Genomic DNA, 17,106 nt, shown 5'->3' with positions numbered 1-17,106 from the left:
TTATTCCTCGGCTCCAGAGTGTTGTGCGTGCTTGCTCTTGTCCATATCCATGTATTGATTAATGATGTCCAGATACAGACCGGGCTTGACGGTAGAGAAGTACTCAACCGGGTTGTTTTCACTCGGCTTGGCGAGCTTACCGTAGTCGGCCCACTGCAGCTGATTCGGAGACTGCCTGACTTTCTCTACCCACTTGTTGAAGTCTTCTTCTGAGGTCACCAGCGCGTTGAACTTCATACCGGAGAAACCCTTGCCGCTGTAGTTGGCAGACATGCCGGGGTAGGTACCCTTTTCGTTGGCAATCAGGTGCACGATGTTTTGCATACCCGCCATGGCGTAAATCTGGCTGCCAAGCCGGGGAATAAAGAAGGAGTTCATCACGGTGTCAGAGGTGATTTTGAACTTAACCGGCACGTTCTCGGGGAATGAGAGTTCATTCACGGTCGCAATGCCCAGTTCTGGGTAAATAAATAGCCACTTCCAGTCCATCGACACGGCTTCAATGGTGATGGTTTGCGCTTCGCTGACGATAGGCGTTCTTGGGTCGAGTGCGTGGGTGCTTTTCCAGGTCAGCGCGCCGAGAATTAAAATAATGACGCAGGGAATGCCCCAGACCACCAGCTCGATCTTGTTCGAGTGGGCCCAGTTAGGGGTGTATTTGGCACTTTTATTAGACTCGCGGTATTTCCATGCGAAAAGAAAAGTCATCAAGATAGCGGGAATAACGACGATCAGCATGAGCAGGAGCGCCGTAACGATCAGGGATCTCTGCTCCATGCCGATTTGCCCCTTCGGATTCAACAGCGCCATATCGCAGCCGCTGAGGAGTAATCCCAATACTCCAACTACCAATAGCTTAGAAAGTGTAGTGCAGTGTTTTAGTCTCATTGGTCGACCTCGTGACAAAGGACTTTACGTGCTTTGTGATATTCAGGGCCTTCGGGAATGGCCCGATTGTGAGTTGATTTTATTTAAAAGTTACAAATATGTAAATGTTATTAAATCATTGTCACTAATGAATGTTGTTTTTGTTAACTTGAATTCGATGGGATAATAGGGGACAACACGTTTCTTAAAGAAGAATAGACTGGTTTTCAGATTTTTAGCGGTGATTTTCTATCTTAAATCGCTAAGTTTGGCGGAAGGCACATTTTTTCAAATGAAATAAATTGCTAAGAGATGGGGCGGCGAAGTGATAATAATCTGCTAAACTGCCGTATTTAGCGGTTAACGTGGCGATAATCCGGCTTAACGACGACCTAAGGTATAGATTATCGCTGTAATCAGCTTTTTCTATGAAGCCTGTGGTGTCTGCTGCTGTTCTATCTTTCTAGCCGCCATCATCGCCAGCATCAGCACGATACCCGGCAGCCACACCCACAGCAGTTCCGACTTAATTACGGCAATACCGCTTGGTTCTAGGTATTTTGCCAGTTTAAACGGCGCAACTTTAATAACCTGAACGGGGGCAAAAAAGCGCTCCTGCGACCAGGGCCACAGCCAGCCGACGCCCATTCCCCCAGTAGTAAACGCATCCAGCACGCTGTGCGACAAGAGCGACAGGGTAAGGAATCCCCAAATGCGTCCGTAGCCGACCTTAAACCATCGCTTAAACGCCAGAGCCAGTGTCGGCAGGGCAAAGGCAAACAGCAGAGAATGGGTAAAGCCTCGATGGCCAAAGGCGTTAGCGTAAGCAATGCCGAACTTAAACGACAGCACGTCGAGGTCGGGAATGGCTGCGAATGCTATACCGGTCAACAGCAAAGAGGGCGGAATGGCTTTCTTTCCTAAACCGAGCCCTATGCATAGGGGTACGGCAACGTGGGTGACAACGGTTGGCATAGCTAACGTCCTGTTATGAAATTTCTCTTTGGATACTATCGGTGACGTGTGAAGTAGACATGAAGCGATGCGGATCGCTTTTTCGTGCGGATTGATAAAACGAAGAGAGATTCTGCTGCCTCTTAGTGGAATAATAGGCGGCAGTTTGCCTGGGGGAGAGAAGATCCCGCCAGCGTTCTTTTGGAGATGCGTCATGAGAAAGTTTTCCAGGGCGGCGACCGCTGCGCTGTTTCCCTGCCTGTTGGCTTTGGCTACGCTGCCCGGCAGCGCCTATGCGAAGTACGATCCCACTCGGGACTATCAGGAAATTCCGCCATTGTTAAACAGTTTCCTTCACCCAGTCTCGATTTGGGGACGCCTGCCTTTGCCGCAGATAAAAAAGATTTCACCAGTCAGGATGAGCTGACAGCGTTTATCGCCAGTCTGAGCAAGACTTCTCCCTCTTTACGAGTGAGCGTTATAGGGAAATCGCAAAAGGGAAGAGATATTCCTATGTTGGTTTTTTCCCAAACGCAGGACGTTTCTCCTCAGGCGCTAATGAGAAACGGTAAACCAACAGTGCTGATTGTTGCGATGCAGCACGGCGACGAGCCTGCCTCCGGTGAAGGGGCACTGGCCTATGCCAAAAGTCTGGCTCAGGGAAAAGAGGGCGACGCTCTGTCGTGGATTAACGTGCTGATTGTACCGAGAGCAAACCCCGACGGTGCCGACGCGTTTACCAAGGCGTTAGCCAATGGCGTAGACTTGAATAAAGATCACTTCGCGCTCAGCACGCCGGAAAGCCGAGCGCTGGCCTGGGTGATGACCGAGTATCAGCCGGATGTGGTTCTGGACAGCCGAGAATACCAGCCTGCCGGGCAGTGGCTGGAAAAGTTTGGCGCCTTAGCGCGTTATGACGCGATGATCCAACACGCCGCCGTTCCCAACCTGTCGGCAAAAATCACCGCGCTTGGCGAGCGCACGTTTCGCCAGAGCCTGATCAATACGCTGGAATCTAACGGGCTAAGCCACAGCGGCTATCTGACTATTGATACCGACTCGAAGGATAAAGGTCGCGTTGAAATGGGTAACATGGACGTGAATACGCTGCGCAATACGGCCGGCCTGCGCAATGCGGTTTCTCTGTCGTTTGCCACGCGCGGGATTGGGCTGGGAAAAGCGCACTTTGCCCGTCGGGTGTACACCCAATTCTTATCTATGCAGAGCCTGGTTAAGGCAACGGCAAAAAATCACGATGATGTCATGACGTTCCGCCGCAGCGTTCGCGAAGAGACTAACGCTCAGACAGGGCAGGGAGCGATCGTGGTGCGCGGGAAGGCGCTGCCGAGTACTGTAACGCTGTCGATGATGGATGCAAAAACGGCGGATAACGTTAAAGTCAACGTCGAGGTGGATTCTGCGCTGGAGATCATGCCGGTACTCACTCGTCCACGTCCCTACGCTTATCTGCTGCCGTCGTCAGAAAAGGCTTCCGTTGCTCGCTTAAAGTCGCTGGGTATTGATGTGTATCAGGTCAGCGAAAAGCAGACAGTTAAAGCTCAGCAGTATGTGCTTGCTCCTCAAAATAAGCCGACAGAGACGGCAAAAGTGCCCGAGTCGGGTCGTCATGTACTAAGTCATTTACAAGGCATCTCCCTGTCACTGGAACCGGGGTATTTTTACATACCGCTTAACCAGCCTCTGGCCAATTTGGCCGTGTCGCTGCTGGAGCCTGAAGCGTCCGGAAGCCTGCTGGAGAGCGGCGCGATGAAGATGCCTGCTTCGTCAAAGGCCTCGGCTAAAAAGCAAAAGGCTAAAAAAGCCAAACCAGCCGCTCAAAGCGATACGAAAGAGGCAACCGTAGGCGACCCGTTGCCGCTCTACCGCGTGCAGGAGAAACCGGAGATCGCCATGATGGTGATGCAATAGTCGACGATGTAGTATTTGACCATTCAGTGTGCCGGCATTTCAGTAAGTAGAAATAATGAAAATATATCAGGGACGATGGGGAGCAGGGGGATATAGCGTAGCGATTCTGCTTTTGCTCTGCTCTTGTGGCGTGTCGGCTGCGAGTGATGTGGCGCCTCGGCTGTTTGATTGTTCTATCTCACAGCGAAAAATGGTCGCCAGCAGCAATCAGGCGCTGATGAAGGCCGAGCGCGTTCCAGAGAAAGATTTGCGCATTGAGGCTGAAAAACGGGATGGCAACATTGCGCTTCACCTTTACGACAGTCGGCAAACTCCGTCGCCGGATACTCCCGGCGCAGGCAATCTGGGGTGGGTGACCTACGATCCGGTACAAAACCGGCTAACAGATGTTAATGACGATCCCCTTACGTTTAATCAGGAGGCGGGCAAGCGCTATCAGCGGTGCCTGTTGCAGGCAGCGCAGTGTCAGTCGCTGTTGGAAAAGCTGACGCTAGAACCCATTCAGACAGAGTCTCCCCGCTGGATCGTGACCGGTAAATCCCGCTCGTGGTTTTATTCCGCTCCGGTAGAGCAGTGCCGCAGTGAGTCCGTTTTCGTCATTTCTGGCGATACCGTTCAAGTAGTGGGACTGGGAGTGAAAGATAAGGCATCACAGCAACTGCTAGATAACGCGTCGGAAGGTGAACGGCACGGCTATTTGCTGGTTCAGTTTAACGACGTTGTGGGCTGGATGAGAGCCGATAGGCTTGTTTCAGAGGATGAGATCTGCGATGACGCCGTTTCTCGGTCAGAAGGCTGCAGGCAGCCGGTCGGGAAATGACGCCAGTCGATGCTTCTGTTATCCATACATCTACTTTTATAAACGAATGAAGCCGTGTTAGCTGCGCTGCTATCTGATAGGTCAGAACAATAAAATAGCAGGGATTTTTTAAGTTTTATGTGAAATCAAAAGGAAAGGATATTTTACTATGCGTGTAATTGAGGCGCGTTTTTTACTTTTTCTGCTCGGCTGCCTATTGTCTCCTTTTGGCGTTCAGGCCGATGAAAGCTTACAGGAAATCAGAGCTAAGGCTGAGGCGGGAGACGCTAACGTCCAGAATGAACTGGGTCTTATATACGCTAACGGCAAAGGCGTTGCCGTCGATCACGTTGAGGCGATGAAGTGGTTCCGTCTGGCGGCGGAGCAGAAACACCCGGAAGCAGAGTATTGTTTAGGCGTTATATACAAAAACGGTCTTGGCGTTCCCGTTGATTATGCTGAGGCGGTGAAGTGGTATCGCCTGTCTGCTGAGCAGGGATATGTGAGCGGTCAGAATAATTTAGGCGTTATGTACTATATTGGCCGGGGTGTTGCCGTTGACTATGCGGAGGCGATGAAGTGGTATCGTTTGGCGGCAGAACAGGGGCATGTGCACGCTCAGGCTAATTTAGGCATTGCGTATCGGAATGACCAAAACGTAGCCGCTGATGACGCTGAGGCAGTGAAATGGTTTCGTCTGGCGGCTGAGCGGGGAGATGGGCGCTCCCAAAATTATTTGGGATATATGTACGAGAGTGGTCTGGGTGTTACCACTGACTATGCTGAGGCGGTGAAATGGTATCGCCTAGCGGCTATGCAAAATTATGCGCTGGCATTTTCTAACCTTGCGGAGATGTACTCGGAGGGGAGAGGCGTCAAGAAAAATGAGGATAAGGCTCGCGTGCTATTTAGGTTGGCAAAGGATTTTGGCGGCGATGCTGACAAGAGCTCACCTGCTCGAGAAGCGTGGGAAATTATAGTGGATGCTAAGAATGAGAACGTAAATAAGCTACTTAGCGCCTGTCAAAAGGAACTCACAGAGGCCTGCCTGTAGTCAGATAAAGTAAAATAGCGCCGCGGCTGACGTCGCGGCGTTTCGGTTATTCCCCTATTGAATCATAAGAACTGACCCGTAAGATTAGCCGGGTAGTATCGTCTATGCTTCAATCAGCTCCAGCCCCGCAACGCGTAGCCAGTAGCCGTTGCAGTCAACTTGATCTTGAAGTTGTAGCGGAGCTTCTCCCTGTTCGTTTCGGCGGAAGTCGTCAACCAGCGCTAGCGTGTCGAGCCCCATGGGGGACAGCCGAACCACGTCAACCAGCCCAGCCATCTCTTTCAGGTTATTGCCGAGGTTATAGCAGTAGCCGCTTTGCGTCTGGATGCCGTTAAGCACAAACACCCGCTGGTCTTCCTGAGAAATCACCTCTCTGCCGTTCGGGTAGTTAATGCAGCAGGTTTCGCATTCGTCCTTGGCGCGGTTTTCCGAGCGGGCGGTAAAGCAGCGGGCAGAGTAGGCCAGCGGCAGGTTGCCGTAGCTGAAGACTTCCACTTCAAAGCGATTGCGGATATCCAGTTCTTCACACTGAACCAGCAGGTTAGCCAGCCAGTCGCGGGAAAGCTCTACCGGCATGCACCAGCGCGTCATGCCCTGTTTTAACAGCAGGCGCAGCGCGTAGGCGTTGTAGCAGTTTAGGGCGGGTCCTGCAACAAAGGGTAGGTTTCTTTCCGCAGCCATGTTGACCGCGGCAAAGTCATTCGCTTCAATCAGAAAATCGCCGTTTTCAACGTAGCGCTTAAGCTCGTTCAGCTCTGACGGCGCTTCCAGCAGCACTAGCGTGGACAGTACGATCTGCTTGCCGGACTGCGACAGCTCTTTTGCCATCGCCAGCCAGTCTGCGGACTTCATATCGCGGCGCTTGCTGCACACCGTTTCACCCAGATAAATCACGTCAGCGCTGCTTTCGGCTGCCGCTCGGTAGAAGGCTTCGGTGTCGGTTTTAGGCCAATAGTACAGCAGTGGACCCAGTGCGTATTTCATCTCTTTCTCCTGCCTACTGCCACTGACGATGGTAAGCGCCTAGGGTGGTTTGGGTACCTTCCGAGACGGCTCCGAGAGTTTCATTCCACGCTGGCTCTACCGTAAAGCCTTGCGGATCCGCTAGGCAGCGGTCAATTGCCTGCCGCCACACTTTTGCCACCTGACTCACGTAAGCTGGGCTGCGCTGACGCCCTTCTATTTTCACCGAGGCAATGTTGGCGGCCAGCAAGTCCGGCAGCAGTTCAAGAGTATTGAGGCTGGTAGGTTCTTCCAGCGGATGATAAAGCGTGCCGTCCACCCGATAGCGGCCTTTGCACAGGGTTGGGTAGCCTGCGTTTTCTCCGTCCTGATAGCGGTCGATCAGCACGTCGTTAAGGCGAGATTCCAGCCCCTGTGGCGTTTGCTGCCAGCGAACAAAGCGAGCCGGTGAACAGGCGCCAACGGTGTTGGGTGATTCGCCGGTCAGGTAAGAAGAAAGATAACAGCGGCCTTCAGACATAATGCACAGGCTGCCGAAGGCGAACACTTCCAGCGGAACCGGGCTGACGCGGGCGAGCTGTTTGACCTGATGCATGGACAGCACGCGGGGTAACACCACGCGAGCGACGTCAAAGTTGCGCTGATAGAACTTAATGGCTTCTTCGTTGGTGGTGGAGGCCTGCACCGATACGTGGCGCTCTAGTTGCGGATGCCGTTCGCTGGCGTATTCCAGCATGGCAATGTCTGCCAGAATCAGCGCGTCTGCGCCGATGTCAGCAGCCTGATCGACTGCCCGCTGCCAGCGGGAGAAGCCGTCCGGATGGGCGAAGGTGTTGATCGCCACGTGCAGCTTGCGGCCGCGACGGTGAACGTAGTCCACTGCTTCAGCCAGTTTGCTGTCTGTGAAGTTTAGCCCCGCAAAGTGGCGGGCATTAGTGTCGTCTTTAAAGCCGATATAGACTGCGTCGGCGCCGTTATCGATCGCCGCTTTGAGTGCCGGTAGGTTACCGGCGGGGCAGAGCAGTTCCATCAAAAATTCCTGAAAATCATCATATAAAACGCTTGTTGCCGATTGTAGTTAACCTTTTGATAACGAATCTTGATTTGAGGCAGCTATTTGTAGATTGGGTGAATCTATTGGTCATACATACTCGAGATGTCTCGCAGGTTTGTACCATTGGGCTTGGTGTGTTTTTTGCGGGAAGCTATACTGGTCGAAACATCATCAAGGAGAGCAGCAAGATGAAAAGATGCGATATGACGATAAAGCCATCGCCTACCGAATCCGAGTTTGAGACTCAGGAACAGGCCAATAGTTACGATCGCTGGTTTAGGGCTAAGGTTGAAGCCGCAATGAACAGCGCTAAGCCTCGGATCCCGCATGAGCAAGTTATTGCTGAAATACAGGTGCGTTTGGACGCAAAGCGAAAGGTACATAATGTGGGTTGAATGGACTGATGACGCTCAGGAAGAGCTATGGGCAATTATCGATTACATTGACGATTACAATTCTCAAGCGGCCTTTCAACTTTACAGAGATATTATTGCTGCTACAGAAGCTCTACTTTCTTACCCTTATAGACATCGCCAAGGAAGAGTATTAAGCACGCGGGAAATTGTAGTTCATCCTAACTATATTGTTGTTTATCGAATTTCTGACCGCATTGAAATTCTTAGTGTTCTACATGCAAAGCGGGAGTATCCCTGACTTTTTAGTACTGATGTGTAACCTCGCTTATTGATTGATTTCGGCAGTCTTGGGTTTACCCCCAATTGACAATTTTTTGACCAATCCTCATGATTTTCTCCTCCATTGTGGCACAATAGCGCCAATCGTTTTTTGCAGGAGTGAGTCCGTGTTAGCACAGTTAAGAGCGCGTTTGGTCCGTCAGGGACCGTCTTTTCTTCGTTTACCCATTAAGTTAACGCCGTTTGCTCTGCAAAAGCAGGTTTTGCAACAGGTGTTAAGCTGGCAGTTTAAGCAGGCGCTGGCGGAAGGGGAGCTGGACTTTCTGGAAGATCGCTGGCTAAAGGTTGAAGTGCGGGATCTGGAACTTCGCTGGTTTGTTACCGTGCGCGGTGGAACGCTGCTGGTGAGCGAAAACCAGCAGGAGGACGTCAGCTTTAGCGGCGAGGCCAATGATTTAGTCCTGATTGCTGCTCGTAAGCAGGATCCGGATACGCTGTTTTTCCAACGTCGCCTGGTGATTGAGGGCGATACCGAGCTGGGGCTTTACGTCAAAAACCTGATGGACTCTATCGACTTGGACAGCATGCCCGCACCGTTGCGTATTGGTCTGATGCAGCTTGCCGAATTCGTTGAAGCCGGTTTGAAAGAGGGCGGCGAAGCCACTTCGCACGCGTCTGTATCGTGCTGATCCGCGTTGAAATACCCGTTGATGCTGCCGGTATTGCTCGGCTGCTTGAAGAGGCTTTTCCTGGTGGTGAAGAGGCCGAGCTGGTTCATAGCCTTCGGGAAGACGGCCTGATCACGCTTGGCGTGGTTGCGACCGACGACGAGGGTGGCGTAATTGGCTATGCAGCGTTTAGCCCGGTAATGGTCAACGGCGAAGAGCTTCAGTGGGTTGGGCTGGCACCGCTGGCGGTAGCAGAAGGCTATCGCAGGCAGGGGCTTGGCAAAGCGCTGGTGTATGAAGGGCTGGATTCGCTGAACGAGTTTGGCTATGCCGCAGTGGTGACGCTGGGTGAGCCCGCCTACTATGGCGCGCTGGGGTTTAAAAACGCCGCGGACGCAGGGCTGTGGTGCAAGTGGCCGGAAACCGAAGCGGCGTTTCAGGTTTACCCGCTGGCGGATGATGCGCTATTAAACGCATCGGGGCTGGTGTCCTATTCTGAGCCCTTTGATCGCTTTTAAATTAAAGCTCGCAGCCTAACAGGCAAGAAAGTTCAGCAAGAGAAGGCTGGTCAAGTACCAGCCTTTCTTTTTGCCTGCGGTTAAGCTGCTTGAGGCGATATTCCAACCTGAGTGCCAGCGAGTGTTCGCCGATACGGCACTGATAAACCATCTTGAGCTCGCCTGCGCCCCGCAGCGCCTTGGCGCCTTTCCCGCTTTGGTGCTGTTTAAACCGACGCTCAATATCCACAGTAATGCCGGTGTATAGCCTGCCGCTGCTGGTTTCTATGATATACAGGTGCCAGATGGCCGACGAAGCGGCCGGAGCATCGTGTTCCACTTGTGATCCCGTAAAGTTGCGCAGGCCGCTATATTATCAGCTTTCTGGCTAAAAGAGGTTGTGATAACGTGGTGACCCTTCTTCCTATTTTTCCCGCTATATCGAGGTTCCATGAGCGAGAGCAGTGAACAGGCGCTAAAGGCCATTTGTCGCTATTTGGGCAAGCAGCACGTTGTTACTCTGTGCGTGACTGAAGATGACGGCCTGCCGTGGTGCGCCAGCTGTTTTTACGCCTTTGACGCTGATTCGATGTCGCTGTTTCTGATGACGGAAACCACCACTCGCCACGGGCGGGCGGCGCTGAATCACGAGTGTGTATCGGGAACAATAACCGCGCAAACGCGCAACGTGCTGTTGATTCAGGGGATTCAGTATCGGGGGCGTTTGAACCTGCTGGAAGGTGAAGAAGCTCAGCGGGCGAGAGCGCTCTATCTTAAACGTTTCCCTATTGCCCGAATGGCGTCAGCACCGCTGTGGCGTCTGACCCTTGATGACGTAAAGATGACTGACAACCGCGCGGGCTTTGGCACCAAGCGGCTGTGGCAGCGTTCATCGGAAGAAGCGTAGCGGCAGAGCCGCTACTGCTCGGTATAGAAAAAGCGATCGACAGCGTCGTCCCACTGGTGGCCTTCCTTAGACCATTCGCCGATAGAATCAGGAAAACCGGTTCGACAGTAGCCGCGTTTGGTATCGAAGTTGAATGCGCCGTGCGGATAGCCGTTAATGAGCAGCACGCACTTACGGCTATCTTCTGACCAGCCTATTTTCACCTCAGAAGGCTTCTCACCGTCGGTAACGTCTTCAGCGTTATAGATGTGAACCGCGTCCTGAATGGGATTACCCTCAACGGAATAGTCGAGCGCGTAAAAATAGCCGGTGTCGCCGTCGTCTTCAAAAACGGCGGCCAAGTCGCCTTCTGGTGCATTGCTTTCTACAGCTATCTCACTGCCGACGATAAGCTCATCCTGTGCAGTGACGTAAATCGTCATCATTCCTCCTGAATAGTTTTTAACGCAGTCTGTGAACCACTTGATTACTGCTGCCGCGCCACAGCAGAGCTGGGTCTGCCAGCTCTTTGATGAACTTGCCGTCAATCAGCACGTTGATAAGATCCACGACTTCCATCTGCTCCGGCGTTAATTCATCAAGTTTATACCCCGTCCAGACCCAGATGTCTTTCCCTTTACATTCGCGCTTCACACGCTGTACCAGCTTAAGCACATCGGGAACGTTTTGCGGATGGAGAGGATCGCCACCGGACAGCGTTAATCCCTGTCGCGGAATGCGCGTGTCGTTAAGGTCGGCGATGAGCTTGTCTTCCATTTCCGGCGTAAACAGCACGCCCGAATTAAGCCGCCAGGTGCTTTGGTTATAGCAGCCGGGGCACTGATGGACGCAGCCGGAGACAAACAGCGTGCAGCGGGTGCCTGGGCCATTGACTACATCAACGGGGTAATACTGGTGGATGTTCATAGCAGATTCGGTCTGTAGTCGAGCGTTTTAAAGATACCGAAAGCCGCATAAAGCGGCTTTCGGTCAGAGGCAACGGTGAATTAGCCCAGTTGCCCCGCGCCAAGGTGTTTGACCCGACGCTTCACTTCTTCCTGCTTGCCGGCGTTGAACGGACGCGCGTCCGGGCTGCCGAGATAGCCGCACACGCGGCGAGTTACGGAAACTTTCGACGAGTCGTGGTTACCGCACTTCGGACAGGTAAAGCCTTTGCTGGTGCACTCAAACTCGCCGGAGAAGCCACACTCATAGCATTCGTCGATTGGCGTGTTGGTGCCGTAGTAGGGAACGCGGCTGTAGCTGTAGTCCCAAACGTCTTCCAGCGCCTTCAGGTTGTGCTGAAGGTTCGGGTATTCGCCGTAGCAGATGAATCCGCCGTTAGCGAGTGGAGGATACGGCGCTTCAAAGTCCAGTTTGTCATAAGGGTTCACTTTCTTCTCCACGTCGAGGTGGAAACTGTTGGTGTAGTAGCCCTTGTCGGTCACGTCGGCAATCACGCCGAACTCAGCGGTGTCCAGACGGCAGAAGCGGTTACACAGGTTCTCGCTCGGCGTGCTGTACAGGCTAAAGCCGTAGCCGGTCTCTTTTTTCCACTCTTCTACCGCCACTTTCAGGCGCTGAACGATCTCGACGCCTTTTTCGCGCAGCGTTTGGTTGTCGTAAGGGTGTTCCTTATTGCCAAACAGCGCGTTGATGGTTTCGTGAATGCCGATATAGCCCAGAGAGATGGAGGCGCGGCCGTTCTTAAAGATATCCGCAACGTTATCGTCAGGCTTCAGGCGAACGCCGCAGGCGCCTTCCATATAGAGGATTGGCGCAACGCGAGCCTTCACCCCTTCCAGACGGGCGATACGGGTCATCAGCGCCTTCTTGGCGAGCAGCAGACGCTGTTCCAGAATTTGCCAGAAGCGGGATTCATCACCGCGCGCTTCAATCGCAATACGCGGCAGGTTCAGGCTGATCACGCCGAGGTTGTTGCGACCGTCGTGGATCATTTCACCGTTTTCTTCATACACGCCGAGGAAGCTGCGGCAGCCCATTGGCGTTTTGAACGAGCCGGTCACTTTAACGACCTGATCGTAGTTCAGAATGTCCGGATACATGCGCTTGGATGCGCACTCTAGCGCCAGCTGTTTGATGTCGTAGTTAGCGTCGCCGAACTTGTGGTTCAGGCCGTCTTTAATGGCGAACACCAGCTTCGGGAATACCGCCGTTTTGTGGTTCTTGCCCAGCCCTGCGATGCGGTTTTTCAGAATCGATTGCTGAATCAGGCGAGATTCCCAGCTGGTACCAAGGCCGAAGCCAAAGGTCACGAACGGCGTCTGGCCGTTGGCGGTATGCAGCGTGTTGACCTCATACTCCAGCGACTGGAAGGCGTCGTAGCACTCTTTTTCCGTTCTGGAATGCGCGTAGCCCTCTGCATCGGGGATGTTCCACTCTTCGGCTACCTTGCGGTGCTTCTTAAAGCTCTCTGTGACGAACGGCGCCAGCACTTCATCAATGCGGTTAATGGTGGTACCGCCGTAAATGTGGCTGGCGACCTGCGCGATGATCTGTGCCGTGACTGCTGTTGCGGTAGAAATGGACTTAGGCGGTTCGATTTCCGCGTTGCCCATCTTAAAGCCCTTGGTCAGCATGCCCTTGAGGTCGATCAGCATACAGTTGAACATTGGGAAGAACGGAGAGTAATCCAGATCGTGGTAGTGCAGTTCGCCGCGCTCGTGAGCGATCACTACGTCGCGGGGCAGCAGGTGCTGCTTAGCGTAGTGTTTGGCGACAATCCCGGCCAGCAGGTCGCGCTGTGTGGGGATCACTTTGCTGTCCTTGTTGGCGTTTTCGTTTAGCAGGGAGAGATCGCTTTGCTCTACCAGGCCTTGGATTTCCTGGTTAAGGCGACCGCGCTTCTCGCGAGAAATATCGCGGTCGTGACGGTATTCGATGTAGGTACGAGCCAGCGTTTTGTAGTTACCGCTCATCAGCTGGTTTTCAACCGCCTGCTGAATTTCGTTGATATCCACTGCCGTGCGGCCTTCCATTTGGTCGGCGACGGCTTTTGCTACGCTGGCGCAGTATGCGTCATCATTAATTTCTGCGGCGGTGGCGGCCCGTACGATCGCTTCCTTGATGCGTACTTCATCAAAAGGCACTTTGCAGCCATCTCGCTTAATCACCACAGGTTTCACTATTGGCTCCTTCGACAATCAGTTAACGGTTTTTACTACGTTATTCCAAGTTATCCACAGCAAAACCCCGCTTTGCAGGGGAGATCTTGTGGATGAAAGGTGGATAAAATCACTATATGTAGGTGTGTGTTTTTAATGTAAGCACTATATATGGTATCTGCCACAAATGAAAGCGCGTTTGTTTGATGCAGAGCAAGGATTTCGCGTTTTATTACCTGGGTCTCAAAAATAGCTGCTGAAAATTTCTTCACTCTTGGCGCGGGGAAACGGGTATAATCCCGGCGCTGCGTCGTTATCCTAATAGACGTCGTCCCAATAAATGTAATCCCGATTAAATAGTGAAGAACCCCCTATGAACACCCCCGTAAGTCTGATCCAGCCAGAGCGCTCGCTGTTTTCCTATACGCCCTATTGGGCGGAGTGTTTTGGCACCGCGCCGTTTTTGCCCATGTCCCGAGAGGAGATGGATACGCTAGGCTGGGACAGCTGTGACGTGATTGTGGTGACGGGGGATGCCTATGTTGATCATCCCAGCTTTGGCATGGCAATTATCGGCCGTATGCTAGAAGCACAGGGCTTTCGCGTTGGCATCATCGCCCAGCCGGACTGGACGAATAAAGAAGACTTTATGCGCTTGGGCAAGCCGAACCTGTTTTTTGGCGTTACGGCGGGCAACATGGATTCGATGATTAACCGCTATACCGCCGATCGCCGCATGCGCCACGACGATGCCTATACGCCGGATAATATCGGCGGCAAGCGGCCTGACCGCGCCACGCTGGTGTACAGCCAGCGCTGTAAAGAGGCCTATAAAGACGTGCCGGTCGTGCTGGGGGGGATTGAAGCCAGCCTGAGGCGCATCGCCCACTATGACTACTGGTCAGATACCGTGCGTCGTTCGGTGCTGATGGACGCCAAGGCGGACATGCTGATTTACGGCAACGGCGAGCGCCCGCTGGTGGAGCTGGCACACCGTTTGGCGGCCGGCGAGCCGATTGAGGCAATCAAAGACATCCGTAATACGGCGATTATGGCTAAAGGGCCTCTGCCGGGCTGGTCAGGTGTTGACTCAACGCGGCTGGACAAGCCGGGGCGCATTGATCCGATTCCTCATCCCTACGGTGACGATCTACCCTGTGTTGACGATGACAGCCCGTTTGCCCCAGAAAGGCAGCCCAAGGCCAAAGAGGTAGTGGTTCAGCCCGCGAAGCCCAAGCCGTGGGAAAAAACCTATGTGCTGCTGCCTTCCTATGAAAAGGTCAAAAACGACAAAGTGATGTATGCGCACGCGTCGCGCATTCTTCACCACGAAACCAACCCCGGCTGCGCCAGAGCGCTGCTGCAAAAGCACGGCGACCGCTATATCTGGATTAACCCTCCGGCGATCCCACTGTCGACGGAAGAGATGGACAGCGTATTCGGATTGCCTTTCCAGCGGGTGCCTCATCCGGCCTATGAAGGCTCACGGCTTCCCGCCTACGAAATGATCCGTTTTTCGATCAATATTATGCGCGGCTGCTACGGCGGCTGTTCGTTCTGCTCTATTACCGAGCACGAAGGGCGGATCATTCAAAGCCGCTCGGAAGACTCCATTGTGCGCGAGATCGAGGCCATTCGCGACACCGTGCCGGGCTTTACCGGGATTATCTCCGACCTTGGCGGGCCGACAGCCAACATGTACATGCTGCGCTGCCAGTCGCCGAAGGCAGAACAGACCTGCCGCCGCGCCTCCTGCGTCTATCCGGAAATCTGTCAGCATATGGACACCAACCACGAGCCGACGATTAAGCTCTATCGACGGGCGAGGGCGCTGAAGGGTATCAAGAAGATCCTGATTGCCTCCGGGGTGCGGTATGACTTGGCGGTGCAGGATCCTCGCTATATTAAGGAATTGGCGACTCACCACGTGGGCGGCTATCTAAAGATCGCACCGGAGCATACCGAGCGGGGGCCGTTGTCAAAAATGATGAAGCCGGGCATGGGCAGCTATGACCGCTTTAAAGAGCTGTTCGACGCCTATTCAAAGCAGGCGGGCAAAGAGCAGTATCTGATCCCGTACTTTATCTCTGCTCACCCGGGTACTACCGACGAAGACATGGTCAATCTGGCGCTGTGGCTGAAAAAGCACCGTTTCCGTCTGGATCAGGTGCAGAACTTCTATCCGTCACCGCTGGCCAACTCAACCACTATGTATTACACCGGCAAAAACCCGCTGGGGAAAGTGGACTATAAAAGCGAAGACGTAGCGGTGCCTAAGGGCGATCGCCAGCGTCGCTTGCAGAAAGCGCTGCTGCGCTATCACGACCCGGCTAACTGGCCGGCGATCCGCACCGCGCTGGAAGAAATGGGGCTTAAACACCTGATAGGCAGCCGCCGCGAGTGCCTGGTGCCTGCGGCAACCATTGAAGAGCAGCGCGCTGCGCGCCGTGGTCAGCGAAATACCCGGCCTGCGTTGACTAAGCATACGCCGATAGCGCATCAGCGCTCGGCGGGTGAACAGAGTAAAAAGAAGCGCAGTTAAACGCGAACAGTAGAAAGGAAGTAAACATATGGGATTTATTGGTATTCCGCTGATTTTTATTTTCTGCTGCTTGGTGATTGCCTTGTGGAATGTCTCATTAAAAATGAACGGGCAGCATAGCTTTGGGCGAACGCTGTTATTTGCTGTTTTGTTTGGCTGTAGTCTGTTGGTAGGCTGGTTTATCTACTTTCTGTTGACTCATCATTAGAGTAATAGGAACTAAACAGAGACCGGTATTCGTCTTAGAAAATGAAAAGCTAGATCTATGCTGAACGCCAAGCCTAAACGCTGGATGGTTTCTCCGGCTTAGTCTTCTCTTTAAGCGTCGGTTTTGGTGGATGCTCTGTATTTTTGGGCGCACAGCTATTCGATAACGTAGGGAGCGAACAGATCGCAAAACCGATTACGTTAGCGCGAAAGAATGAGAGCGTCATCATGATAACCTCCGACTGCCACGAGTGGGCGTACAGTAAGTATAGATGAAGCCGGAAACAGGGAAGATAAAAAACGCAGCGAAGGCCGATGTCGTTTACGGGCTAGATTCGCCCAGTAAATATCGCCAGCGATACAATAATTCCACCAACTGTCATACCGAAGGCCAGTATTGTTAGGGGAATGAAGCCCATCAGAGACAGTGGGGAAGTGTAGTTGGAAACTTCCAGGGAAAAGTCGGAACGAATGCTCTCCGGTGTTGTACAGACAATGCGGTAATCTCCCACTTCTTCACATTCAAAATCGCCTAAAGGCATCGACTTGTTGCCCCGCATATCGGAACGCTGAACGCGAAAGAGGTTCAGTCGACTGTAGTGGTGGTATGCCACAGCCTGAGAACGCGTGAGGTGTTCTATGCTAAAGCTGGCGGAATAGTGGGACACACCAATAAAAACGGCGCGCATCGGGAAGACAACAGAAATCACATAGCGCCCTGGAGCCGGTAAAGTAACGGTTTTTTCCTCGCTGCTGGAAAAGAGGATTCGCGTTTTTGGGAAAATAATCCTCCCTAGCTTTTTCACACACCAGACCAGCAGAATCACGCCCAGAACAGCAGCCAGCGGGGCAGCGTAGGCAAACAGCGGTAGCTCATTTTCCATGGTGTCTTTCATCCTTGATGTTTGTGCGTGGTACCTTACGGC

Annotated in this window: 19 protein-coding genes; 10 read left to right on the top strand and 9 right to left on the bottom strand. The window is 53.0% G+C overall.

Going from position 1 to position 17,106, the window contains the following annotated elements:
- Together cyoA and DQM29_RS14500 are read right to left on the bottom strand one after the other, a co-directional pair.
- A complete protein-coding gene (cyoA, locus tag DQM29_RS14505) occupies positions 1-888 on the bottom strand; it encodes a ubiquinol oxidase subunit II (protein ID WP_111741351.1) in 888 nt (295 codons plus the stop codon).
- A gap of 405 nt (positions 889-1,293) precedes the next feature.
- Positions 1,294-1,842: a metal-dependent hydrolase gene (locus DQM29_RS14500; RefSeq protein ID WP_111741350.1), complete on the bottom strand. Its 549-nt coding sequence runs from the start codon at positions 1,840-1,842 to the stop codon at positions 1,294-1,296.
- Between the two features lie 193 nt (positions 1,843-2,035).
- On the opposite strand from DQM29_RS14500, the gene DQM29_RS18480 reads away from it, so the two are divergent.
- From DQM29_RS18480 to DQM29_RS14485, 4 genes are all read left to right on the top strand, one after another.
- Positions 2,036-2,248 carry a hypothetical protein gene (locus DQM29_RS18480; protein ID WP_241966741.1) on the top strand — a complete coding sequence of 71 codons (213 nt, stop codon included), beginning with the start codon at positions 2,036-2,038 and terminating at the stop codon, positions 2,246-2,248.
- A 44-nt stretch (positions 2,249-2,292) separates the two neighbouring features.
- The gene (locus DQM29_RS14495) at positions 2,293-3,750 is read left to right on the top strand and encodes a M14 family metallopeptidase (RefSeq protein ID WP_241966740.1); all 1,458 of its coding nucleotides are present in this window, start codon (positions 2,293-2,295) and stop codon (positions 3,748-3,750) included.
- Between the two features lie 55 nt (positions 3,751-3,805).
- Positions 3,806-4,570 carry a hypothetical protein gene (locus DQM29_RS14490; protein ID WP_145960376.1) on the top strand — a complete coding sequence of 255 codons (765 nt, stop codon included), beginning with the start codon at positions 3,806-3,808 and terminating at the stop codon, positions 4,568-4,570.
- Positions 4,571-4,718: 148 nt separating this feature from the next.
- Positions 4,719-5,603 (top strand): tetratricopeptide repeat protein, encoded by an 885-nt coding sequence (locus DQM29_RS14485; RefSeq protein ID WP_111741347.1) that lies wholly within the window; start codon positions 4,719-4,721, stop codon positions 5,601-5,603.
- A 102-nt stretch (positions 5,604-5,705) separates the two neighbouring features.
- Here DQM29_RS14485 and DQM29_RS14480 read toward each other — a convergent pair whose 3' ends face one another.
- Both DQM29_RS14480 and ubiU read right to left on the bottom strand, forming a co-directional pair.
- Positions 5,706-6,587 carry a U32 family peptidase gene (locus DQM29_RS14480; RefSeq protein WP_111741346.1) on the bottom strand — a complete coding sequence of 294 codons (882 nt, stop codon included), beginning with the start codon at positions 6,585-6,587 and terminating at the stop codon, positions 5,706-5,708.
- Between the two features lie 13 nt (positions 6,588-6,600).
- Positions 6,601-7,596, bottom strand: coding sequence for a ubiquinone anaerobic biosynthesis protein UbiU (ubiU, locus tag DQM29_RS14475; RefSeq protein ID WP_111741345.1), 996 nt, complete (start codon positions 7,594-7,596; stop codon positions 6,601-6,603).
- A gap of 212 nt (positions 7,597-7,808) precedes the next feature.
- On the opposite strand from ubiU, the gene relB reads away from it, so the two are divergent.
- From relB to DQM29_RS14455, 4 genes are all read left to right on the top strand, one after another.
- Complete coding sequence (gene relB / locus DQM29_RS14470; protein WP_415270871.1) at positions 7,809-8,015, top strand: type II toxin-antitoxin system RelB family antitoxin; 207 nt, start codon at positions 7,809-7,811, stop codon at positions 8,013-8,015.
- On the top strand, positions 8,005-8,274 hold the full coding sequence (locus tag DQM29_RS14465) for a type II toxin-antitoxin system RelE/ParE family toxin (RefSeq protein WP_111741344.1): 270 nt from the start codon (positions 8,005-8,007) through the stop codon (positions 8,272-8,274). The genes relB and DQM29_RS14465 overlap by 11 nt, the downstream gene beginning before the upstream one ends.
- Before the next feature lie 148 nt (positions 8,275-8,422).
- Positions 8,423-8,944 (top strand): ubiquinone anaerobic biosynthesis accessory factor UbiT, encoded by a 522-nt coding sequence (ubiT, locus tag DQM29_RS14460; protein WP_111741343.1) that lies wholly within the window; start codon positions 8,423-8,425, stop codon positions 8,942-8,944.
- Complete coding sequence (locus tag DQM29_RS14455) at positions 8,938-9,441, top strand: GNAT family N-acetyltransferase (RefSeq protein ID WP_111741342.1); 504 nt, start codon at positions 8,938-8,940, stop codon at positions 9,439-9,441. The genes ubiT and DQM29_RS14455 overlap by 7 nt, the downstream gene beginning before the upstream one ends.
- A 1-nt stretch (position 9,442) precedes the next feature.
- Here the strand turns inward: DQM29_RS14455 and DQM29_RS14450 are convergent, their stop codons facing one another.
- The gene (locus DQM29_RS14450; protein ID WP_111741341.1) at positions 9,443-9,760 is read right to left on the bottom strand and encodes a GIY-YIG nuclease family protein; all 318 of its coding nucleotides are present in this window, start codon (positions 9,758-9,760) and stop codon (positions 9,443-9,445) included.
- A 111-nt stretch (positions 9,761-9,871) separates the two neighbouring features.
- Here DQM29_RS14450 and DQM29_RS14445 point away from each other — a divergent pair, with 111 nt between their 5' ends.
- A complete protein-coding gene (locus DQM29_RS14445; RefSeq protein ID WP_111741340.1) occupies positions 9,872-10,327 on the top strand; it encodes a YhbP family protein in 456 nt (151 codons plus the stop codon).
- Between the two features lie 11 nt (positions 10,328-10,338).
- Here DQM29_RS14445 and DQM29_RS14440 read toward each other — a convergent pair whose 3' ends face one another.
- The 3 genes from DQM29_RS14440 to nrdD form a co-directional block, all read right to left on the bottom strand.
- A complete protein-coding gene (locus tag DQM29_RS14440) occupies positions 10,339-10,749 on the bottom strand; it encodes a DUF2251 domain-containing protein (RefSeq protein WP_111741339.1) in 411 nt (136 codons plus the stop codon).
- Between the two features lie 19 nt (positions 10,750-10,768).
- Positions 10,769-11,233, bottom strand: coding sequence for an anaerobic ribonucleoside-triphosphate reductase-activating protein (nrdG, locus tag DQM29_RS14435; RefSeq protein ID WP_111741338.1), 465 nt, complete (start codon positions 11,231-11,233; stop codon positions 10,769-10,771).
- An 80-nt stretch (positions 11,234-11,313) separates the two neighbouring features.
- Entirely contained in the window at positions 11,314-13,452 is a 2,139-nt protein-coding gene (nrdD, locus tag DQM29_RS14430; protein WP_111741337.1) for an anaerobic ribonucleoside-triphosphate reductase, read from the bottom strand.
- 352 nt (positions 13,453-13,804) lie between these two features.
- On the opposite strand from nrdD, the gene DQM29_RS14425 reads away from it, so the two are divergent.
- Positions 13,805-15,973: a YgiQ family radical SAM protein gene (locus tag DQM29_RS14425; protein WP_111741336.1), complete on the top strand. Its 2,169-nt coding sequence runs from the start codon at positions 13,805-13,807 to the stop codon at positions 15,971-15,973.
- Positions 15,974-16,509: 536 nt separating this feature from the next.
- Here the strand turns inward: DQM29_RS14425 and DQM29_RS14415 are convergent.
- The gene (locus DQM29_RS14415; RefSeq protein ID WP_111741334.1) at positions 16,510-17,064 is read right to left on the bottom strand and encodes a hypothetical protein; all 555 of its coding nucleotides are present in this window, start codon (positions 17,062-17,064) and stop codon (positions 16,510-16,512) included.
- Positions 17,065-17,106 lie beyond the last annotated feature (42 nt).

The organism is Leminorella richardii, assembly GCF_900478135.1.
GTDB lineage: Bacteria > Pseudomonadota > Gammaproteobacteria > Enterobacterales > Enterobacteriaceae > Leminorella > Leminorella richardii.
Note: the sequence above shows the minus strand (reverse complement) of the source record. Positions and strands in the feature narration are given on the sequence as shown.